This window comes from Corynebacterium sp. ACRQP (assembly GCF_022345915.1).
GTDB lineage: Bacteria > Actinomycetota > Actinomycetes > Mycobacteriales > Mycobacteriaceae > Corynebacterium > Corynebacterium lehmanniae.
In genome coordinates this window covers 57,480-78,963 of record NZ_JAKRMZ010000002.1, presented here as the reverse complement: position 1 = coordinate 78,963, position 21,484 = coordinate 57,480, and the positions used below count along the sequence as shown (strand labels likewise).

The following is a 21,484-nucleotide window of genomic DNA, read 5'->3' as shown; positions in this document are numbered from 1 at the left end:
CAGAGTATCGGCCCATCCGGGCTTTTCGTTACTCCGCTGCAGCGTGTTCGCGCTCGGTGAACTGCTTCGCGTTGACGCGGCGGGCGATCTTGCCTGCGGTGGAGCGGGCCACCCCGCCCGGCGCGCGGAACTCCACGACCTCCGGCGAGATGCCGTGGTTGGTGGTGATGGCGGAACGGATGGCGTCCTCGGCGGCGGCGTCGCCTTCCTCGGTTGCGTCGTCGGCGCGCTCGGCGAGGATGATAAGGCGCTCCACGTCGTCGCCAGGCACGGCGAACGCGGCGACGGAGTCCTTGCGCACGTGGTCGGAGGCCTCCATCGCGGTGGCCTCGATGTCCTGCGGGTAGTGGTTGCGGCCCGCCACGACGACGAGGTCTTTCACGCGCCCGGTGAGGTAGAGGTGGTTGTCCAGCACGGTGCCCAAGTCGCCGGTGGCGCACCAGTTGTCCTTCGGCAGGCCGTCCTGGATGGTGGCTCCGATGGTGTTGCGGAAGGTCGCCTCGGTTTCCTCCGGGCGGTCCAGGTAGCCGGCGGCGACGTTGTTGCCGTTGACCCAAATCTCGCCGATCTCGCCTTCGGGCAGCTCGTTTTTGGTCTCGGTGTCCACGATGGCGAAGTGCATCCACTTCGCCGGCTGGCCGATGGACGCCATGGGCACGCCGCCTTCGGCGGGCACGGCCTTGCCGTCGGCGAGTGCTTCGCGGTCGAATTCAATGAACTTCGGTCGCTCCTCGGTGCGGTCCGTGGACACCAGCAGTGTGGCCTCCGCCAGGCCGTAGGAGGGGCGCAGCACCGTGCGGTCCAGGCCGGACTCGCCGAACGCGCCGACGAAGGCCTCAACGCCCGGCTTGGTCACGGACTCGGAGCCGATGAGGATGCAGTGCACGCCGGAGAAGTCGTACTGGTCCGGGGTCTCCGGCGCCGCGTAGCGGGCGGCCAGATCCAGCGCGAAGTTGGGGATGCAGGAGTAAATGTGCACGTCGGCCGGGTCGTCGTTGCGCCGCGAGAGCATGTCCACCCAGCGCTTCGGGTTCTGCAGGAAGTCGCGCGGGCTCATGATCTCCAGCACCTGGCCCAGCACGAGGCTGACCACGGCGACGATGGCGCCCATGTCGTGGTGCTGCGGCAGCCAGGTGGGCACGCGCATGGGGGCTTCGAAGCGCAGCGCCTCGTTGATCTGGAGTACGTCGGTGACCAGCGCTTCGTTGGTGATCATCACGCCGGCCGGATTGCGGGTGGAGCCGGAGGTGTACTGCAAAAAGCAGATGGCGTCCGCGGTGTTCTCGCCCTCAACGGGGGCGACGGGCTGCCAGGAATCGGCGAGCGTGTCGGGCAGGGAGTCCGCGGCGATAATGCGGGGGCGCTCCGCGGCCGGACGGTCGGCGAAGAAGGCGCGCACGGCCGGGGCGCCGGCGGAGTTGGTCACCACGAGCCGCGCGTTGGCGTCGTCGAGCACGGCGCGCAGGTGGGCCTCATGGCCGGGCTCGTTCGGGTCGTACAGCGGCACCGGAGCCAGGCCTGCGTACAGCGCGCCCATGAAGGCGAAGAGGTACTCGGCAGAGTTCGGGGCCATAATCGCCACGCGTTCCCCCGGCTCGCCTACCTGGGCGAGGCGCGCGGCGACGGCCTTGATGCGTGTGTTGACCTGCGTGCGGGTGAACTCGCGCGCCTCGCCTTCCGGGTTGGAGGTGAAGTCCCAGTCACGGATGTTCACCGCGTCGCCGCCGCCGGTGGCCAGGTGGGCCTGGTAGATCGTCTCGCTCAGGCGCGGGAGGGTGAAGTGCTCTGGGAGCGCGATTTGGCCGTCATCGTCGAAAAATTGCGCGATGAGCTGCTGAAGATCCATACCCGTAACTCCTTTTCAGGACAAAATGATTTTGGACTACAAACTGTCTACCACGTTCTGGACCCAACCTACAGTCCATTCCGGCGTGGTGGTCCCGGGGATGACGGCCGGATTGGTCGCGTACATGGCGTGATTGCCGTTCGCCGCAATGAGTGCGTGAGCCCGGTCGATGGCGTTACCCACACCCTTCGGCGCGTCGCAGACCGTGTCGTCCGGCGCGCAGATCTCAAACGCGCGGTCCTCAACCAGGCCGAAGCCGCCAGGACGCGGGCCGGTCATGGTCGCGCCCGGGGTGACCCGGTCCACAAGCCCCTGCAGCGGCTGCATGACAATTTCCGCGCCCACGCCGCCGACCTCGGCGCCCGGGTTGACGCCCACGCCGTTTTCACGCCGGCCGTCCGCGATCATCACCGCGCCCAGCAGCCGCTCCGGGTCGATCGGCCCTTCGCTGTTGCCGATCTTGGACGCCACGTCGCCCACAATCACCGCACCCTGGGAGAACCCGGCGACGATGAACTTTGTCGACGGGCACGTCTCCGCCACAAACCTCAGCTCGCCCGACAGTTTGGCGGTGCCCTCGGCGCGCGAGTCGTCGTAGGTCATCTCGGCGCGCCCGTGCGCCGTCTGGATGTTCCTGAACTGCGCGGTGTACGGCACCGTGAACACGCGCACGTGGTTGATGTCGTACATCTGCTGTAGCGGCTGGGTGATCGAGAGCATGAAGCTCGCCGGGTTGGCCGCGGGCGCGAACGGGTCATCGTCTGCCGCGGACTCCCAGGTGCCGGGCACGGAGACGAACTCGACCGCAGGGCACCAGTCCGGCTCCACCGCCTGCGACTCCGAGGGTTCCTCAGGCGCCTCGGAGGTCGCCAACGGCCCGTCCGCGGACGGCAGCCCGGTCTCGCCGGAACGCCACTGGTAGATCCCCAGACCGATCAAGGACAGCACCACAATCACTGCGGCGACGACAAATACGTTGCGCGATGCGCGCATGAGCCCAGGCTCCCTTCTGTACTGCTAGGAGCAGAGGTTGGCGCGTGCGGTGTCGCTGATCAGCGCCGCCACGCCCGCCGCATCCATGTCGGTGCGGCGCTGCTCCACAAGCTGGCCTGCCACCGCGTCGCGGGTGATCAGGTCGTCCGCGCATACGGTAGCCCCGGTGGCTGTGAGCTGGTCTTCAATCCCGTCGACGTTGACTCCGCTTTCCCTTAGGGTGGCCAGGTAGGCCTCCTCCTGCGGGGAGAATGCGCTGGCCTGCTCGGGCACGTCGGTCACCTCGCGGGCCGGTTGGTCGTCGGCGCGTTTGCCTTGCGACGGCACAACTGCCGACGACGACGGCGCCACCGACGATGACGCAGTTTCCGTCTCGGATTCAGTTTCCGCCTCAGTGGTCTCGCTGGCCACCGTCGGGGTCTCCGTCACGTCGTCGGAGTCCACAGTGGCGCCTCCGCAGGCGGCCAGGGCGACGGCGGCAGCGGCCGTCGCAAAGCAGAATGCAACCTTGCGCACTACTTCTTCCTCACGTTGACGTTGCCGTTGACCTGCTCGATCGTGCCGCGCTGGAAGTCGATGGTCAGGCCGCCGGCCGGGATCTTCTCCATGTCCTTCACCGGCCAGCCCAGCTCGCCCTGCTCGTAGCCGCGCCTGCCCCACTCGTCGAAGATGTCGCCGGTGAGGATGGTGTGCGCGCCCGTGGCCGCGGACCAGTAGATGTTGCCGTGCTCGAACGGCTGGAAGAAGCCGCCCTTGACCGCAATCTCGTTGCCGGTCGGGTACCCCAGCTCAGAGGTCGCGGTGCCGATCTCGCCGTACTTCTCCGCGATCGCGCCGTGGACGATGAAGTGTTTGCCGTCCGGGTTGCGGGTGAGGAAGCCGCCCTGGAACTTCTGCACGTAACCCTCGCCCACCTGGTTCGCCTCGGCCACCGGGTACTTCAGGTCGCCGCCCTCGTAGCCGTTTTCACCCCACGCGGCGAACATGTCGCCCGGGATGGCGTACGCGCCGGTCTGCGGGGTCCAGTAGACGGAGCCGTGCTCAAAGTGCACGAAGCGGCCCACGCCGTCCGGCGCCGGCGTCTCACCCGTGACCGGGAAGCCCAGCCAACCCGCCGGGCCGCCGAGCGCATTGTACTTGGCCAGGATCGCGCCGAACAGCGCGTGCGCGCCGGTGTCCGGGGACCAGAAGGCGGTGCCGCCGCGGAAGTCCTGAGCCTTGCCCTTGGTGTCCTTGCCCGCGTCGTATTCGTCGTTGACGCAAGACCCGATCGTGCCGGACTTGGTGGCCTCCGCGATCGCGCCGACCGGGGTGCACTTGGAGCCGCGGTCCGCCTCCGGCACCTCCAGCGCGTTGGCCATGTACGGCCAGGCCTGCGCCATCTCGAACTGCCAGTACTCCCAAGAGTGCACGCCTGACGGGCGGAAGCGCACGATCGGCTTCACCGGGGTGCGGGAGGCGTAGTCCACGAACGTCTGGGTGGACAGGCGGGACAGCACCTCCAGGCCGATGCCGGCCGGGTTCGCCTGGCCCTTGGCCACAGACTCCGGGTTGCCGAAGTCGTCGCGGCCCGAGCCTGCGGAGACGTAGACCGTCATGTCCTTCAGGTTCTCGATGCCCAGCTTCGGGTCGTGGTCGATCCAGTCCTGCGAGCCCAGCGGGCCCCACATCGCCTCGGCGTTGTAGCCGCCGGCGTCCATCTGAGCCGCCTTGATGGCGGTGGGCATGCCGGTGGTGGTGGTGTCGAGGTAGCCGGAGAAGGAGCCGACGAACTTGAACAGGTGCGGGTTGCGCTCAGCCAGGTTGACCGCGGCGGTGCCGCCCATGGACAGGCCCACCACGGCGCGGGAGCCGTTGGAGCGGAACTCGTTGTTCAAAACCGGGATGAGCTCCTTGGTAAGGAACGTCTCCCACATGTAGTGCTTGCCGTTGTTCTCGCGCTGCCAGTCGGAGTAGAAGGAGGACTCGCCGCCGACCGGCAGGATGACGTTGACGTTCTTGTCGGCGTAGAACTGCTCAATGTTCGTCTCGATGGTCCAGCCGTTTTCGTCGTCACGCGCGCGCAGGCCGTCGAGTGCCCACACCTCGGGGAACTTCGCGGTCGGGTTGGAGTGCCAGTCGCGCGCCAGCAGGATCTGCACCTGGATCGGGTGGTCCGGCATGGACGGGGAGTTGATGAACACCGCCACGCGACGGTTGGTGATCCACTCGATGCGGTCCACCTTCACGCCGTCCGGCAGGCCCGGGATCTGCGGGCTGGTCTCCACCTCGATCGGGGTGCGCTTCGGCGGGTCGTGCGGGCGCAGGCCGTCGGAGATGCCGCGGTTGGAGGACAGCTGCGAGGACAGGTCACTCGGCAGTGCCGGCTGCGCGCTGGCGGCGGGCGCGGTGGCAACTGCGGGTGCCAGCGAAAGCGCAAGAGCGGCGGGCAGCAGCGCGGCGGCGATCCGCGTGGGGGTGGTTCGGTTGTCTCGCATGAGTCTCCTACCTCGTCTGGCTACTGGTGTCACAAGAGTATCGACCAAAAGCTTAAGTTTCACTTGAAGGTTTAGTCGTGTGCGACACGCGATGCGTTACGACGAGCCCCTCCCCTCGCCGCCGCGCCTGCCCCCAGCCCGGGCCCGGGGCCCGATCCAGCCCCCGATCCGCGCAGATCTTCACCATCTGCGGTTCACCATTTGCCCCGAAAAGGCCAAAACCGGCTACCTACATCCGGCTATGTGCTGGAAAATCAGCGGGTAGCCGTTTGTAGGTAGCCGGTTTCGGCAGGATATGCCCGGCGGTCCGGGCGAGATAGCGCCCTACCAGGCGTTCATCACGTTCAGGATGCGCGGCTTGGTAGCCGCGAGCTGGCCGCCGAACTGGTCCCAGTTGTGCAGGCCGGTCGGGGTGAACACGGCGGTGTGCTGCACACCGGTCACAGTGGCCTTCGCGGACCACGCGCGGGTGGTAGCGTTCGCGACGTTTTCCAGCGCGATGCCGGCGGCGCGGTGCTGTGGCAGGTACTTCTGGTCTGCCGGGCCCGGCACGCCGGAGCCGGCGGAGACGTACACGTCGCGGCCGCGGAGGTTGCCCATGTTCAAGAACGGGTCGTTTTCAAAGCGGCGCGGGTTCAGCGAGGACCCCCACATGGCGTTGACGTTGTACATGCCGCCGTCGAGAAGCGCGGCTCGCAGTGCGGTCTGGCCGCCCGGCACCGTGGTGGTGAGGTAGCCCGAAAAGGACAGCACCTGGCGGAACTGGTTCGGGTGCAGCGCGGCGAGGTTGATCGCCGCGGTGCCGCCCATGGACAGGCCGAGGATGGAGTTGTTCGTCGGCGACACGCCGAAGTGCTGCTGCAGGTAGGGCGGCAGCTCCTTGGTCAGGAAGGTGTCCCACTTGTAGGTCACCGGATGGTTGAAGTCGTAGGTCGCCGGGGCGTTCCAGTCGGTGTAGAAGGAGGACTGGCCGCCGACCGGCATCACCAGGGTGATGTTGTTGTCCTTGAACATCTGGGCGGCGTTGACGTCGTTGACCCAGGCGTTGGTGATCTCGGTGGCGCGCAGGCCGTCGAGCATGTACAGGCCAGCGTTGCCGGCGCGCTGCGCGGGCTGGATCTGGACGGGGATGTGGCGGTTCATCGCGGGGGACCACACCGTGCAGCGCTGCACCCAGAATCCGACGCGGTCCCACTCGCAGTGGCCGGTGGAGTCGGGCCGCAGCCAGTCACGGTGCGCCGCCGACGCCTGCGGGGCGCCGATCACCGCTGCCAGGCCGGTAACCAGGGCCATGAGCAGCGCAGTGAGCTTGCGGCGCACAGAATTTTTGGAGTTCATAGATCCCCTCAAAACGTGTTTTCAGGCAAAAGACACGTTCACGTTACCAATTCGAAACGTCACCCGCTATTCCCCGTCGTGCGCCTGCACCGGCCAGGCGATCTGCGCGCCGCCCATTCCGGGGTTGCCGCCGTGGCGGATCGCCCGGCGGGTGTCAGCGTCGATGTAGAGGCCGGGGTCGCTGGAAAGCTGCAGCGTGCGGCCTTTGCCAAGCGAATAGCGCACGTTCTTCCAGAAGCGCTCCCAGCTCATCGGTTCGCGCGAGGTAGCCAACAGTTCGGAGATTTCGGGGCTGCGCAGTGCGGCGCGCGCCTGCTTCGCGCGCATGGAGCTGATGAACGGCGGCAGCCCGTCCAAGTAGGTGTCGGTGTCGGCGGCCTGCCAGGCAGGGTCGAGGAACTTGTCGTGGCCGACGCGGCCTTTCGGGTCGCGCGGCATGCGCGCGGCGATGGGGGTTGCCAGGCCTACGGTGTCCAGAATGCGCACGTCCAAAGGCGCGTTCATGCTAGTCATGCCCAGGTTGATCAGGTATGCGGTCAGCGGCAGATTGCTCAGATCCGAGGCATCCTCTTCGCGGTCGCGGTAGTACCAGCTGTAGATTTCCGGGTCGGCGGAGACGTAGGCGAGGTTGAGCTGCGCGGCGTTTGCGTCGATGCCCTTGTCCAGCGCGTCTTCCCAGTTCTGCATGAGTTTAGAACCGAGGAAGTCTTCGGCGTAGCGTGGCGGGTCGGTCAGTTCGCGGCCGACGGCGAGCGTCCAGAACTCGCGCTCGTCCACGATGCCGAGTTCCTTCTCGCCGGTCTGGTACGCCTCCCAGTCGATGGGGTGGGCGCGCACGATGGTCACACCCGCCCACACGGCCACGGCGGTCGCCAAAGCAATGCTGACGCGCGTAATCGGCACGGCCATCGCGGGCAGCAGCAGCGCGAACAGCGGCAGCAGCCACATGCGCCCGTGCATGAAGTCGCCGCCGACGCGCAGGACGTAGAGGATGTGCGCGAGCGCGCAGCCGGTGACAAGCAAAACAATTGCTAATCGACGTCCTCCGGTCCCCCGCATCATCCACCCCACCAACGCGGCGGCGGCCAGCACGGGCAGCCAGAGCCAGTAGTAGCCCACAAAGTCGGCGAAGTACTCGAACCCGCGCGCCCACTCGGCGCCGGAGGCGGACTTGGCCACGGCGGTGTGCGGGGTGAGCAGGCCGTAGTAGCCCATGCGGAAGATTTGGTAAGCGGCTGGCACGGGCAGCGCCGCGGCGAGGATGCCTGGGGTCTTGCGGGGGTTGCACGCGATGAGCAGGATGCCGGTCACGCCGCCGTAGAGCGCGAGCTCGGGGCGCACGAGCCAGGACATGCCGCACCAGAAGGCGAGGAAGTAGCCGACCTCGGGCGCGCGACGGCGCAGCGGCTCGGCCCACGCGACCAGCGCGGCCCACCACCCGGCGATCCACAAAAGCGACAGGCCCCACTCCAGCCCAGAGGTGGCGAAGTCGCGCGCCGGCGGCAGCGCCAGGTAGATCACGATGCCCAGGGGCACAACGGGGCCCACCTTGCCCCAGAACCGGCCCGCGGCGAAGGTGGCCAGCGCGGCCGCCGTCACGGTGCAGATCAGCGCGAGCCACATGGCCACGTCCTCGAGCCGGGCTCCGGTGAGCCAGCCAAACGCGGTAATCAGGTACTGCCACAGCGTGGAGGTGTTGGCTTCGACGCGCTCGCCGGCGTTGAACACGGGCCCGTTGCCGGCGAGCAGGTTGCGCACGGTGCGCAGGACGATCAGGCCGTCGTCGGACATCCAGCGGCGGGTCCACCCGCCCCAGAACGCGAAGATGCCCGCGACTACGGCTGCGGCGAGCGCGGAGAGGCGGGCGTTCTTTGTCATTGCGACGATGTTAGTGGGTCAATGCCTACCAGCCTAAGTTCGGCACAACGTAGACGGCCATCGCGATGCAGAACAGCCACGCCGCGGCGAGCAGCTGCAGCACGCGGTCCTCCAGGGCGATCTCGTCGGGCGCGCCGCCCTGCCCGCCGTCGACCACGGAGGCGTAGCGCAGGATCGCGATGACAAACGGCACCATGGACACCTGGTACCAGATGGCGGCGGTGCCCTCGACGGAGTTGGACAGCTGGAAGCCCCACAGCGCGTACGACATGACCACGGCGGTGGCGGACAGCGTCCACACGAACCGCAGGTAAGTCTCGGTGTAGCCCTGCAGCGAGCGGCGGATTTCCGCGCCGGTTTCTTTCACCAGCAGCAGCTCGGCGTAGCGTTTGCCGGATGCCATGAATAGGGAGCCGAACGCCGCCACCAGCAGGAACCACTGGGACAGGCTGATGCCTGCGGCCACGCCGCCGGCCATGGTGCGAAGCATGAAACCGGAGGACACCAGGGCGATGTCGATCACCGGGATGTGCTTCCAGCCGAAGCAGTAGCCCAGCTGCAGCGCGATGTAGATGCCGATGACCCAGGCCAAAGACGTGCCGTCGGTAGCCAGAAGCGACAGGCCGAGCGCGAGCGCAATGAGCACCGCCGCCATCACGTACGCCAGGTTGATCGGCAGCATGCCGGAGGCGATCGGGCGGAACCGCTTGGTGGGGTGGCGGCGGTCGGATTCGACGTCGCGCGCGTCGTTGATCAGGTAGATCGAGGACGCGCCGAAACAGAACACCACGAACGCCAGGAGGATGTCCACGGCGGTGCGGGAATTGAAGGCATCCGCGCCGGCGGCCAGGGGCGCGGCCAGCACGAGGACGTTTTTCACCCACTGCTTGGGCCGCAGGCCCTTGATCATCGCGTCCGGGAGGTTCTTCGGCGGCGTTTTCTTCATCACCTGGTCAACGCCGGAGGTGTGCGGCTCCGACTTGATCAGGGGCTCGTCCACAGGTTCACGGGTGTTTGCCACTAGATCCTCTTCTCAGCCTCGATTGCCACCTTCGCCGTCGCCGCGCCCAGGGCGGCACCCGCGAGGGTGTCGGTTGGGTAATGCACGCCGAGCACGTTACGCGACAGCATCATCACCGGCACGAGCAGCCACGGCCACTTTTTGCCGGTGATGTCCGCCAGGTGCGCGGCGGCGGCGCCGGTGTTCGCGGCGTGCGAGGACGGAAACGACAGCTGCGAGGGCGTTTTCACGCCGATTTTCACGCGCGGGTCGTGCGGCCGCGGGCGACGCACGATGCGCTTGAGCACCACGGTCGCGGCGTGCGCGGCGAAGGTGCCAGCGCCGAGCGCGAGCCATTTGGAGCGATTTTGCTTGTCGACGGCTCCGCCAAGCCCCGCCACCGCCAGCCAACCGAGATCGTGCTCGCCGAAGTAGCTCAAACCCCGGGCAGCCTTCGCGGTTTCTGGGGTGTACAGCGCGTCTTGGATGGCGACGAGCAGGTCGGTTTCTTTACTGGGCATCGAAGATCTTCCCCCAGTTCTCGTGGCTGGTTAGTCCTTCGCGCGCGTCGCGGTAGGTGCGCTTGAGCTCCGGCCAACGCTCCTTGATCTGGGCGCGCAGTTCCTTCTGCTCGTGCACCAGCTCGTCGGCAAGCTGCTTGTCGCGCTTGCGGAAGGCCACGCCGGTCCCGCCTGCGGTGGACACGGTCGCCGAGTCCACGCGGGCAAGCGTGTACCAGCGCGCCTCGTCGGCGGTGAGGTTGAGCTGCGGCGCGTCCCAGTGCGCGCGGTCCTCGTCCTTGCGCAGGTGCATCAGCGCCTTGACGGCCCACGGGATCTTCTTGATCTTGGCCAGGCGGCCGCCAACTTTGTTGGTGGGCACGCCCGGCGCGCCGGTCGGCGCGGGCAGGTCTGTCGCGGACGGCAGCACCTGCGCGTCCGAGTACTCCTTACGGATCCCTTGAATCCGCGGCAGCGAGGTTTCGAGGATGTCGAAAAGCTGGTCCGGGCCGGCGAGGAAGTCGCGCATCGCCTCGTTTTGGATGGCGATGGTGGAGTACTCCATGCAGAAGTAGTGCTTCGCGGTGGATTTTTGCATGTTCTTCAGCATCGCCTCCGGGTTGTCCGGGCCGTAGATGCTGGCCACGATGAGGCGGTTGCGCATGTGGAAGTACGCCTGCCAGTCAATCGCGTCGTCCTTGTCCGCCCACGCCATGTGCCAGATGGCCACGCCGGGCCAGGTGACCGTCGGAAAGCCTGCTTCCTTGGCGCGCAGCGCGTACTCGTTGTCGTCCCACTTGATAAACAGCGGCAGCGGCAGGCCCATCTTCTCCGCCACCACGCGCGGGAAGAGGTTCATCCACCAGCCGTTGTAGTCCACGTCGATGCGGCGGTGCAGCGGGCGCGATGTGGTCTTCTTCGGATCCAGGTCCTCTTCGTCCGTGCCCACGTAGCCGAGCGGGTACTTGGCAAAGTCGTGGTCGTAGACGGCGTGCTTGGCGGCGGAGAACATGAAGATCTCCGGGTCCACCGTTTCACCCGTGGTGCGCAGCTGGCTGCGGTCCTGCAGGTTGAGCATCTGCCCGCCCACCAGGATCGGCTGTGCTGCGTAGCGCGCGGCCTGCACAGCGCGGACGATGGAGTCCGGCTCGATGGCGATGTCGTCGTCCATGTACAGGATGAACGGCGCGTCGGTGCGGTTCAGCGCCTCGTACATGATGCGGGAGTAGCCGCCGGAGCCGCCCAGGTTGCCCTGCTGGAAAATCTCCAGCTTGCCGTTTAGGTTCTTCTTGGCCTCGACGAAGTCCGGCTCGTTCGCCGGGTGCTGGTTGCCCTGGTCCGGCATGAGCACGTTGCTGATGCAGGCTTCCACGTACGGGTCCTCCGCCAGCGCGTGCAGCGCGTTGACGGCGTCGCGGGGACGGTTGAACGTGGGAATGCCCACGGCCACCTGTTTGGGCTGGGGCGGGACCACGGTGCCGTCGTCAAGCACCTGCTCTTTGGGCTCCTGCGGGGAGCACCACGCGGCGTCCGCGATGCGCGTGTCGTCCTCGGCGGTGATGTCGAACCACAGCCAGCCACCGTCCTCGAAGTTACTCAGTTTCAGCGGGATCTCGATGCGCCCGGTTGCCTCGACGTTGGTGATGCTCACGCGCGTGCCGTCGTGCTTGGACCGGTAGACGGAGATGGTCGCACGCCCCTCGACGTCCATGGCCAGGACCACCGTGTCCAGCTGCGACCAGCGGCGCCAATAGCTCGCCGGGAAGGCGTTGAAGTACGTCTCGAAGCTGACCTCGTTGCCCGCGGGGACCTCGAAGCTCGTGCGGTCGGACCAGCGCAGACGCTGCTTGTTGTGCTCCTGCTCGATCAGGTACAGCATGCGCACGTCGTGCGGCTCGCCCTTCTTCGGCATGAGGACGCGCTGCAGCGTGTCCACGGCGAGGGTCTTGCTCGTCTCCACAGCTCTCACTTTCTGTTGTGGGCAGTTGGAGCCAAGCGTAATCGCTCCAAAGGTGATTCCTTGGTGTGGCTCGCGGTTCGGTGCGGGCTAGCTGGAGAAGAGGAGGCGCAGTCCTTCGCGGAGGTCGGCCACGATGCGGTCGGCCTCAGATTCGGGAACCCTCAGGTTATCCAGCGTGAGGCCGTTGATTAGCGCGGTAACGAGGCGCGCTTTGGGTGTTACATCCTCCTCACCGCCGAGCGCAGCGACAACGCTGCTCTGAAAATCTTCAAGCACCTCGGTATAGAGCTTCGCAATCCAGTCCCGGGTTGCAGAGGCGGAGCCGTACGTGACCCAGATCGCGGCATCTTCGGAACGCACCCCTCCGATCGGGAGAAGCTCGGCGAGCCTCGCCACCCAGGTTTCGAGCTCGTTTTCCCTTTCAGGCACCGCCGCTACCCGCTCGCTCTGGCGCTGGATGGAGCGGATGAACGCGTGAGCCAGCAGGGTGTCTCTATTCGGGGCGTGATACTGCACCGAGCCGGCGGCGAACCCGGATTCCTTCGCCACCTCCCGCACGCTCACGGCATCGAGGCCCCGCGACGCAATGATGCGGATAGTGGCGTCGGCAATTGTCGCGGCCGATTCTGAAAACTGATGGTCCAGGGAAAAGTCATTCATGGTTGCGCACCAGTCTAGATTCTCGTACGTTCGTAAGGCGCAATACGTTCGTACGAGAGAATCGGAGCGTCCCATGGATTCAGTCATCGCAGTCGTTGGCTTGGCGCTGCTCGACAGCCTCAGCCTGGGCACCCTTGTCATCCCCCTCGCGCTTATCGTCCACTGGCGCGCCGTCCGCGTTCCCGCACTGACCGCGTATCTGATCACCGTCGCGGCGGTCTACTTCCTCCTCGGGCTCGGGATGCTCCTCGGATTCGCTGGCCTGGGCTCGGCCGCCGAACGGATCACGCAGACCGACGTCTTCCCGTGGATCACGTTGACGCTGGGCGCGGTCCTCGCACTTTTCGGCATCTTCGGCCCCAACCCCAAAAAGCCCGAACCCGGGCAGTTGCCGAAACGCGCAGCCGGAGCCACAAGCAGCGTGCCGAGCATGGTCGCCCTAGGCCTCGGCGCATCTCTCACCGAGGCGGCGACGATGCTGCCGTACATCGCAGCGATGGGAATCATTGGCAGCTGGGATATCCCCTCCGCGGCAAAGGCCGGGGCCGTGGGCGTCTACTGCCTCGTCATGATCTTGCCTACGGTCATCCTCGCTACCTTGGCACTGCTCTTCGGCCAGAAGTTCTTCCCGCGGCTCGAACGCCTCATCCCCCGCCTCGAATACGAGGCGAAAGTGACGCTTCTCTGGATCGCCGCCATCGTCGGCATCTACATGGTGGCGAACAGCGTCGCGACGATCCGCGGCGACCTTCCCGCCCTCTGATTTTGCTCGCAGGGTTTCGCGATGTGAGGCACAGTGGGTCCATGACTTTGCTCGCGCACAAAGACTTCGGCCCGCGCGACGGGCACCCAGTCGTGTTTTCCGGCTCCATCGCCTCCACCACCGACATGTGGCTTCCGCAGCTCGACGCGCTGTCGGACACCTTCCGCGTCATCGCACTCGACCACCCCGGCCACGGGGAAACACCCGACGCATCTTGCCTATCGACGATCCCCTCCCTCGCCTCCTCCACCCTTGAAACGTTGGACTCGCTGGGCGTGGACGAGTTTTCCGTCGTCGGACTGTCGCTCGGCGGCGCGATCGCGCAGTGGCTGGCTGCGCACAGCGGCCGGGTGAACAAGGCGGTGTTCATGTGCACCGGCGCCAACCTCGGCGGCGCACCCGTGTGGGCCCCGCGCGTGGAGCAAACCCGCACCCACGGCGTGGCACCGCGCGTCGACGGCGCGGTGCAACTCTGGGTGACCGGCGAGTTCAGGCAATCGCACCCCGCGACTGCCGACGCGCTGGCCCGCATGATCGCCTCCACCACCGGTGAGGGCTACGCCACCTGCGCAGAAGCGTTGGCGGGTTGGAATTTCGCCGACGAGCTCGCCCGGATCACCGCGCCGGTTCTCACCATCGCCGGGCCCGAGGACACCTCCACTCCGCCCGGGGTCGTGCACGCCATCGCCGACGGTGTTTCAGGCCCCGCCGAGACACTCACGCTCACCGCGGGTGGGCACGTGCCGACCGTGGAAGTTCCCGACGAGGTCACGGCCGCGATCCGCGCGTTCCTTTCCAGGTAGGCTGCGGGCCATGCAGTTCCAGGGATACGACGCAGATGGCCTCCCCCACGACCCCGCAGATCAGCAGCGCTCCGGCTCGCAGGCACGCAACTACGCCGTCGGCGCGGCCTGCATCGTGGTGGCCGTGCTGTCGTTCGCGTTCCTGTCCGGCTCAACGTCCGTGTTCATCGGCGTCGCCGGCGCCGTTGCGGGCGCGGTGTTTATCCTCATGGGAATCCAGGGCAGCAGCAACCAGCAGCCGGATGCGCTCGAACAGGGCGACTACGGGCTGCAGGACCCGGGAGCGGACTACGACTGGGACGGCAACTTCCGCCGCGAGTTCGGAGACGGCGCTCCGGGCGGGCGCTAGGGGCCGAGTGCGCCTATGGGCACCACCACAACGCCGTCAGCACGGCGGTGCGCGGGCCCGCCGGAGGTGATGACCAATTTCACGGTGTCTTGCTCAAGTTGCTCGTCAAACCGTGAGAGCGTGTCCGCTGCCTGGTCCAGAACCTCCGGCGTGTATCCGAGTTTGACCTCCACCAGAATGTCCACCCCTTCGAAATTGACTACCGCATCCACCTCTAACTTCGTATTCAGTCGCGCGTGATAGACCGTTTTCCCAGTTAGAGCGCGAAGCTCGTGCACTACGAGTGACTCGAAGAGCTGCCCGAAATAGCGCGGGTCCTGCATGAGATGGTGGGGGCCTCGTTCGAGGGCAGCCATTGCGAATGCTGGATCTGCAAGGTGACGTTTGGGGGATTTCCGCAACGTAGCTTTGGAACGCAAATGCGTCGACCACGCGGGCTGGTCTACAGCGATGAAAATGCGCGTCAACGCGTCGAGGTAGTCGCGCGCGGTTTCTCTGGTGACATCCGCGTCGCTGGCGATGGTTTGCATTTCGACTTCTGTCGCAACCGCGCGTGCTATGGACTGCACGATGCGACGGACCCGCTCCGAATCCCGCACCACCGTTCCCACTGTATGAATATCCACATCCGCGACGGTTTGCACATAGTCGCGGACGTTCTGCATCGCGTCTTCTAGCGAGAGATCAGCGTTGTAGGGAAGCCCTCCGCGACACATCCGCTCAGCGAGTCCAGAGAGGGTCAAGTCTGGGGTCGCAAATTTCGGATCCCCACCACTCGCGATGTGTCGAAGTGAGACAGATCCATCGGACTCTCCCGACTCGCACAGTGTCATTGTGGACATGGTGAGCCGGGCAAACCGGCCCGCGCCAGAGTGCCGGGTCGCGTCTACGCTTGGAGCAGTCGAACCAGTGAAGATGAACTGGCCTTTCGCCTTCCGCTTATCAATCTCGTGGCGGGCAAAATCCCACAGACGTGGCTGCAATTGCCACTCATCCACCAACCTCGGCGACGCCCCCTCCAAGAGCAGTCTCGGGTCTGTCGACATAGCAAGCGGAACTGCAGGGTCTGTTTCGACATTCAGCACACTGCCTGCGTGACGGCTCGCGGTTTCTGTTTTTCCGCAGCCCTTTGGTCCCTGAATGAGGACTCCCCCTTGGCGGCGGAGTGCCCTTTCGAGCTGCTCATCCGCAAGACGAGGAATGTAGAAATCAGACATACCGAAATCATAGCTATCTAGCTGCCCATTTTGCATTTCGAAACGGTTTCACTTTGCGTTTCGAAACGGTTCTGCTTTGCGTTTTGAAACGGTTTCACTTTGCATTTGGGAATTTCGGGGGTGGGCCGGAGGGTCGTCGATAGGCAAAGGCCCCCTACTTCTGCTCCCACATCGAACTCGGCGCGGTGAGGGCCTTGCGGTTGCGCGCGAGGATGAGGCGGTCCAAGTCCGCGAGCACCGCATCCACATCCGCAGGGTTGTACTTTCGCTCGCGGCGCGCCTGCTGCAGCTCCCAGCTGGCAGCACGCAGCGCAACCTCCTGCAGCTGCGCAGCGCCAGCGCGCGCACGGTCGAAGGCAGCCTTACGCTCCTCGGAACCCTCGGGGTCCTGCAGGCGCTTCTCCGCGATCGAGTCGAGGCGCTCCTGCATCATCGCGTATGCCTCCGGCGCGTACTCCTCGCCGTGCTCGCGGACCGCCTTGCGCGCCGCGGCGTACGCCCGCTGGCTCAGCTCCTCGACGGCCTTGTCGCCGGCGGGGCCGTTTTGCAGGTCAAGCTTATCGACGAGCCACGGCAGCAACAGCCCCGGCAGCACCATCGTGCAGGTGAGCACGGTCAACGCGATGACTGAGAGTTCGTGGTGGTAGGCAGTCGCGGACGCCGGGATTGCCAGCACGAGCGCCAGGGTGACCAGCCCGCGCATGCCCGCCCACGCCATGAGCAGGACCTCCTGCAGGCGCAGCGGCGAGACGTTGGTGTGGTGCTTTTTCTGGTTGATCTTGTACAGCACCCACATCCAGATGAAGCGCACCGCGAACGCGACGACGGACAGGACCACGCCCACCTGCACCGCCTGCCAAATGTGCGTGCCGGCGGTGTCCATGGCATCGCGCACGCTCATGCCGATCAGGCCGAACGCAACGCCGGTGAACAGCAGCTCCACCGTCTCCCAGAAGGAGTGGCCGGTGAGGCGGTCCTCGGCGGTCATGGTCGAGCGCGAGGACATCTCCACCGCGGCGATGACGATCGCGATGACGCCGGAGGCTCCGATGGCCTCGCAGCCTGCGTAGATGGCGAAGGGCAGCACCCAGGTAAACGCGGTGCGGATCACGGAATCTGGCACAGAGTTGGCGAAGATCGCGGCCAATCTGCCCACGACTAGGCCGATCAGCACCGCGGCGATGGCAGCGTAGAGGAACTGCAGCGCGCCCTTGCCGAAGTCGACCTCGCCGTGCGCGACCGCGGCCGCCATGGCGACGTTGAAGGTGACGATGGAGGCGGCGTCATTGAACAGCCCCTCCGTCTGCAGCGTGCCGGTGATGCGCTTCGGGATGCCGGCCGGGCCCGCCACCGCGTCTACCGCCACCGGATCCGGCGGGGCAATCGCGGCGGCGAGCACCATCGCCGCTGCCAGGCTCAGCCCCGGCAGCATCCACATCGCCGTGGCGGTCAGCGCCGCGACGGTAAGGAACACCAAGATGATCGACATGGTCAGCACCACATTGAGCTGCGCCCCGATCTGACCCCAGCTCGTGCGCCGGGCCAACGACCACAACAGCGGCGGTAGAAAGATCGGCAGGATCAGGTGCGGATCGATGGACACGGTGTCGATGCCGGGAATGAAGATCACCGGTGCGACCACCACGGTCAGAAGCGCCGGCCACGGCAGGCCGGTGCGCTCACCTATTGCGGCGACGAGGACGGTGGCCAACAGCAGGCCGATAAGTGCTATGAAAGTTCCCACAGTGGGCAAGTGTACGGGGCGCCGTAGGTGGCAGCAGGTGTCGCCGAAGCTGATCCTTCATCTCAACGTTCGTCGACTCGGTCCCGCGCAACACAATGAAGATTGCCACTAAGGTAAGGCATACCTTAGTCTGATCACGTTAGGTCAGGCAGACCTATCTAACAACTCTTTACCCACCTACGAAAGGTGCAACCTTGGGACTCTCTACCTCTCGCGCCCTGAAGGGGATCGCAGCCACTTTCGCCGCGGCGCTCGTGCTTGCCGGCTGCTCCGGAGGATCAAGCGATCCAACAGCCGCTCCCGAAACCTCCGATGTCAACGGGTCAGAGGAGCGAATTGTGACAATGGGCCTCGGCGACGTCGATACGGTCCTTGCACTCGGTGAACAACCGGTCGGTTACGCCACCTGGCAACAGGAAGGTTCGGGGGACCCTTCCGGGCTTGGGCCTTGGGCCAAGGACAAGCTCACAGTCGACCCGAACCCGATCCGAGACACGACCACTGAGTTCAGCACAGACACTGCCGAAAAGGTGGCCTCGCTCAACCCGACAAAGATCATTGCAGTGAACAGCGGCCTCGAAGCCGACAAAGAAGCACTGCTCGAGCAGATTGCGCCAACCACCTTCCACTCGGATAAATACCAAGATTGGCAAGTGCCGTGGGATGAACAGATTAAGGAAATCTCCAAGGCGTTGAACAAGGAAGCCGAAGGCGAAAAACTCATCGCCGACTCCGAGCAGGCTTTCCAAGATTTCCGCGAAGCTCACCCTGAAATGCAAGGCAAAACAGCGGTCATCGGCATGCCTTACGACGGCAAGTTTGGCGTATACACCTCGGGCGACGGCCGCGGCTCCTTCATCGAAAAACTGGGGTTCAAGATCCCAGAGAAGTTCAACGGCGATGGATCCAGCTTCTTCCTCGACTGGTCCCCAGAGAACTACGCTGACTTCAACGACGTGGACTACGTCTTCGTATTGGACTACTACGGCGCAATCGATGCACTGAAGAACGATGCCACCTTCATGGACCTCGATGTGAATAAGCGTGGCGGGGTCTACTGGTTAGACACAGATACCGCCAACGCAATGAGCATGCCGAACCCCCTGTCTATCCCATACGCAATCGAGCAAATCAGAAAGCAGCTCTAAGTCTCCAACCTCAAGTGGTGCTTACCGGGGGACAACCAGTGGACCCCCGTTTACCGGGTCTGTCGCCACGACAGCAGGCAGATGAAAAACACGGTCCAGTAGGGACTCGGTGAGCACCTCGGCAGGCGCACCGACCGCTTCCACCTCGCCACGCTGCATCACGACGAGTTGATCTGAGTAGCGTGCAGCGAGGTTCAAATCATGCAGCACCATAAGCACGGTTCTCCCCTCCTGATCAGCGAGACGACGTACCAGCGACAAGACCTCGACAGAGTGAGACAAGTCGAGGTACGTCGTAGGCTCGTCCAAAAACACGAGCGGAGTCTCCTGCGCTAAGACCATCGCAATCCATGCCCGCTGACGCTGACCACCAGAAAGCCGCTCGAGCGGACGGTTTGCAAACTCCGTGACATTGGTCAGTTCCATCACCGCATCGACCACACGCGAATCCTCAGCTGAATCCTGTCGCAACCAGGATTGATGCGGGTGGCGTCCGCGGCCAACCAAATCACGAATCGTCAACCCCTCGGGAGCGACCGGGGTCTGCGGCAATACTGCCAGCTGACGTGCAATCTCGCGGCGCTTCAGTTCTGCCATGTCCACGCCGTTCAGCGTTACCGTGCCGCAGTCGCGTGCAAGAAGCCCTGCTGCTGCTCGCAACAGCGTCGACTTGCCGCAACCGTTTGGGCCGACGATTGTGGTGATACCGCCTTTGGGCACATCGAGATCGATGCCTTTGAGGATGACAGAAGCGCCATAACTCACTGTGAGATTTCGGACTTGAAGCATCATATGGACACCTTTCGTGTTGCACGCAACAGCGTGTAAAGCAGCACTGCACCACCGATTGCCGTCGTAGCTGTCCCCACCGGCAGGTTCCCTGGCACCAGGGTTCGCACAGCCAAGTCAGCGACGGAGACGATCGCTGCGCCAGCAAGCATCGCAGTTCCTAATGGCGGCGTTGCTGTATGTGTGATCTTGCGACCGATCTGTGGCGCGACAAACGCCACGAAGGCTATCGGCCCAGACGCCGCAACGCTCATCGATGCCAGCATCACAGCCATCAGCATGAGGATGAGCTGGGTACGCCGGGGCTCTACCCCGAGACCAGCCGCGGTGTCCTCCCCGAGAGAGAGCGCCTCAAGCTTGAAGGCTGCCCACCGCAATAGCGGAATGACGACCGCCAGTGCAATAAGTACCGCGATTGCGTCGTGCCAACCAGAAGACCCCACCGAACCGGTTACCCACGCCTGCGCCTTGCCCACATCTCGATAGTCGGCGCGAACAAGCAGGAACGAATTGTAAGCCGTCGCCAGCGCATTAATGATGATGCCAGCGAAGACAAGCTGGAAGGAACCGAGTCCAGCACCGCGGCTCAGCCACCAGATCGCCGCGGACACGGCCAGTCCGCCGAGGAATGCACTGAGCGGCACGCCCAGTGCACGCAACGTCATCCCGGCGCTGCCACCAGCGAGCAACGCAGTCAAAGCGAAAGCGGATGCGCCCGAGGTGACACCCAAGATGTCCGGGCTCGCCAGTGGGTTCCTTGTAATGGTCTGGAAGATTGCCCCGGCAAAGCCCAGCGCAGCACCTACACCCAGCGCCGTGACCACTCGTGGCAAGCGCCACTCAAGAACTACGGTCCGGGTCAACTCCGCCGTTTGGCCCATGAGAGCGGAAACTACGTCTCGAACCGATAGCTCGAAATCTCCGACCATCACACCACCAAGCGCCGCTGCTAAGGCCAGCACCGCAAGAACACTATTCATCGCGACAACCCGCATCAGAGTTTCGCCCCCTTCCGCAGAATATGCAGGGCGAATGGGGCTCCAACGAAGGCAAGCGTGATGCCGACCTGCAATTCTCCGGGGCGTGCGATGACGCGACCAAAAACGTCGGCAAGCAAGAGCAACGTCGCTCCAGCCAGTGCGGAGCACGGCAGCACCCAGCGGTAATCCGGCCCCGTGAAGGTGCGTACAAGGTGCGGAACTACCAGGGCAACGAACCCGATTGGTCCGGCCCCAGCCACCGCTGCACCGGTGAGCAACGCAACCAGGACGATACCCACGGTCCGCGCGATGGATACTCTGACGCCAAGCGCATTTGCTACGTCATCTCCCAGGTTTAGGAGGTTCAGCTGATTCGCCGAAACAAAGGCGCCCACGAGACCGAAGACAATCACGGGAGCGAGGACTGCGACCACCTGCATATCGCGTCCGGCAATAGCACCCGCTGTCCAAAACCGCATCTCATTAAGGCTTTGCGTATGCGTCAGCACGATGCCGCTCGTCAGCGCAGAACAGACCGCGCCCAACGCGGAACCACCAAGCACCACCGTGATCGGAGTTGATCCCAGACTTCTCATGCTGAGCACGAATACAAGCGCCGCCGCAAGCATTGCCCCGAGGAATCCCACCCCGACAGTGCCCACTACTGTCATTGAGCCGTGAAAAGAAATGGCCGCTGCCACAGCAAGCGCCGCGCCAGGCCCGACGCCCAGAAGGTTTGTGTCCGCTAGCGGATTTCGGGTGTGCCCCTGCAGTAGTGCTCCCGCAGTGCCCAGCGCTGCTCCCACCAGCAAACCAAGCAGAGTGCGCGGAACACGGAGTTGCGCAATGATCTTCGCCTCGTCGCTGGGTGCCTCAAGTTGTTCAGCCGTGTCCGAGAACGCCAGCACGATTCCATCACGAACCGCGCTCACCGTTGCCCCGAACCCCATTTCGCGCGCCCCGATCAACAGCGACACCAGCGCTGCACACACAGTGGAAACCACAAGGAATACGAAAAGCCCAACACGTTTAGTCACGC

The 21,484-nt window shown here is 64.9% G+C and carries 19 protein-coding genes; 4 read left to right on the top strand and 15 right to left on the bottom strand.

Annotated elements, in window-relative coordinates:
* Positions 1-28 precede the first annotated feature (28 nt).
* The 10 genes from MHY23_RS01725 to MHY23_RS01680 all read right to left on the bottom strand — a co-directional run bounded on the left by MHY23_RS01725 (position 29) and on the right by MHY23_RS01680 (position 12,652).
* The gene (locus MHY23_RS01725; protein ID WP_239306152.1) at positions 29-1,846 is read right to left on the bottom strand and encodes a FadD32-like long-chain-fatty-acid--AMP ligase; all 1,818 of its coding nucleotides are present in this window, start codon (positions 1,844-1,846) and stop codon (positions 29-31) included.
* Between the two features lie 36 nt (positions 1,847-1,882).
* Positions 1,883-2,839 (bottom strand): cutinase family protein, encoded by a 957-nt coding sequence (locus MHY23_RS01720; protein WP_239306151.1) that lies wholly within the window; start codon positions 2,837-2,839, stop codon positions 1,883-1,885.
* A gap of 24 nt (positions 2,840-2,863) precedes the next feature.
* The gene (locus MHY23_RS01715) at positions 2,864-3,355 is read right to left on the bottom strand and encodes a DUF732 domain-containing protein (protein WP_181889219.1); all 492 of its coding nucleotides are present in this window, start codon (positions 3,353-3,355) and stop codon (positions 2,864-2,866) included.
* Entirely contained in the window at positions 3,355-5,316 is a 1,962-nt protein-coding gene (locus MHY23_RS01710; RefSeq protein WP_239306150.1) for an alpha/beta hydrolase-fold protein, read from the bottom strand. The genes MHY23_RS01715 and MHY23_RS01710 overlap by 1 nt, the downstream gene beginning before the upstream one ends.
* 324 nt (positions 5,317-5,640) lie before the next feature.
* Positions 5,641-6,654 carry an alpha/beta hydrolase family protein gene (locus tag MHY23_RS01705; RefSeq protein WP_181889222.1) on the bottom strand — a complete coding sequence of 338 codons (1,014 nt, stop codon included), beginning with the start codon at positions 6,652-6,654 and terminating at the stop codon, positions 5,641-5,643.
* 66 nt (positions 6,655-6,720) lie between these two features.
* Entirely contained in the window at positions 6,721-8,532 is a 1,812-nt protein-coding gene (locus MHY23_RS01700) for a hypothetical protein (RefSeq protein ID WP_239306149.1), read from the bottom strand.
* Between the two features lie 25 nt (positions 8,533-8,557).
* On the bottom strand, positions 8,558-9,553 hold the full coding sequence (locus MHY23_RS01695; RefSeq protein WP_239306148.1) for a decaprenyl-phosphate phosphoribosyltransferase: 996 nt from the start codon (positions 9,551-9,553) through the stop codon (positions 8,558-8,560).
* The gene (locus MHY23_RS01690) at positions 9,553-10,053 is read right to left on the bottom strand and encodes a phosphatase PAP2 family protein (protein WP_239306147.1); all 501 of its coding nucleotides are present in this window, start codon (positions 10,051-10,053) and stop codon (positions 9,553-9,555) included. The genes MHY23_RS01695 and MHY23_RS01690 overlap by 1 nt, the downstream gene beginning before the upstream one ends.
* Positions 10,043-11,992 (bottom strand): glycosyltransferase, encoded by a 1,950-nt coding sequence (locus MHY23_RS01685; protein WP_370645788.1) that lies wholly within the window; start codon positions 11,990-11,992, stop codon positions 10,043-10,045. The genes MHY23_RS01690 and MHY23_RS01685 overlap by 11 nt, the downstream gene beginning before the upstream one ends.
* Positions 11,993-12,079: 87 nt before the next feature.
* A complete protein-coding gene (locus tag MHY23_RS01680) occupies positions 12,080-12,652 on the bottom strand; it encodes a TetR/AcrR family transcriptional regulator (protein WP_239306146.1) in 573 nt (190 codons plus the stop codon).
* 73 nt (positions 12,653-12,725) lie between these two features.
* On the opposite strand from MHY23_RS01680, the gene MHY23_RS01675 reads away from it, so the two are divergent.
* From MHY23_RS01675 to MHY23_RS01665, 3 genes are read left to right on the top strand one after another with little or no spacing between them, the layout of a single operon-like run.
* The gene (locus MHY23_RS01675; protein ID WP_239306145.1) at positions 12,726-13,415 is read left to right on the top strand and encodes a GAP family protein; all 690 of its coding nucleotides are present in this window, start codon (positions 12,726-12,728) and stop codon (positions 13,413-13,415) included.
* A gap of 41 nt (positions 13,416-13,456) precedes the next feature.
* Positions 13,457-14,218 carry an alpha/beta fold hydrolase gene (locus tag MHY23_RS01670; RefSeq protein ID WP_239306144.1) on the top strand — a complete coding sequence of 254 codons (762 nt, stop codon included), beginning with the start codon at positions 13,457-13,459 and terminating at the stop codon, positions 14,216-14,218.
* Between the two features lie 10 nt (positions 14,219-14,228).
* The gene (locus MHY23_RS01665; RefSeq protein WP_239306143.1) at positions 14,229-14,567 is read left to right on the top strand and encodes a hypothetical protein; all 339 of its coding nucleotides are present in this window, start codon (positions 14,229-14,231) and stop codon (positions 14,565-14,567) included.
* Here MHY23_RS01665 and MHY23_RS01660 read toward each other — a convergent pair.
* Positions 14,564-15,784, bottom strand: a complete 1,221-nt coding sequence (locus MHY23_RS01660; RefSeq protein ID WP_239306142.1) for an ATP-binding protein — start codon at positions 15,782-15,784, stop codon at positions 14,564-14,566. The genes MHY23_RS01665 and MHY23_RS01660 overlap by 4 nt on opposite strands.
* A gap of 154 nt (positions 15,785-15,938) precedes the next feature.
* Positions 15,939-17,528 (bottom strand): sodium:proton antiporter, encoded by a 1,590-nt coding sequence (locus MHY23_RS01655; protein WP_239306141.1) that lies wholly within the window; start codon positions 17,526-17,528, stop codon positions 15,939-15,941.
* A gap of 194 nt (positions 17,529-17,722) precedes the next feature.
* Between MHY23_RS01655 and MHY23_RS01650 the strand changes: the two genes are divergently transcribed.
* The gene (locus tag MHY23_RS01650) at positions 17,723-18,676 is read left to right on the top strand and encodes an iron-siderophore ABC transporter substrate-binding protein (RefSeq protein ID WP_239306140.1); all 954 of its coding nucleotides are present in this window, start codon (positions 17,723-17,725) and stop codon (positions 18,674-18,676) included.
* Between the two features lie 21 nt (positions 18,677-18,697).
* On the opposite strand, the gene MHY23_RS01645 is transcribed toward MHY23_RS01650, so the two are convergent.
* Genes MHY23_RS01645 through MHY23_RS01635 form a run of 3 tightly spaced genes read right to left on the bottom strand, consistent with a single transcriptional unit; the run spans position 18,698 to position 21,482 of the window.
* Positions 18,698-19,468 carry an ABC transporter ATP-binding protein gene (locus MHY23_RS01645; RefSeq protein ID WP_239306139.1) on the bottom strand — a complete coding sequence of 257 codons (771 nt, stop codon included), beginning with the start codon at positions 19,466-19,468 and terminating at the stop codon, positions 18,698-18,700.
* Positions 19,465-20,460 (bottom strand): iron chelate uptake ABC transporter family permease subunit, encoded by a 996-nt coding sequence (locus MHY23_RS01640; protein WP_239306138.1) that lies wholly within the window; start codon positions 20,458-20,460, stop codon positions 19,465-19,467. Before MHY23_RS01640 ends, MHY23_RS01645 begins: the two co-directional genes overlap by 4 nt.
* Positions 20,460-21,482 carry an iron ABC transporter permease gene (locus MHY23_RS01635; RefSeq protein ID WP_239306137.1) on the bottom strand — a complete coding sequence of 341 codons (1,023 nt, stop codon included), beginning with the start codon at positions 21,480-21,482 and terminating at the stop codon, positions 20,460-20,462. Before MHY23_RS01635 ends, MHY23_RS01640 begins: the two co-directional genes overlap by 1 nt.
* Positions 21,483-21,484 lie beyond the last annotated feature (2 nt).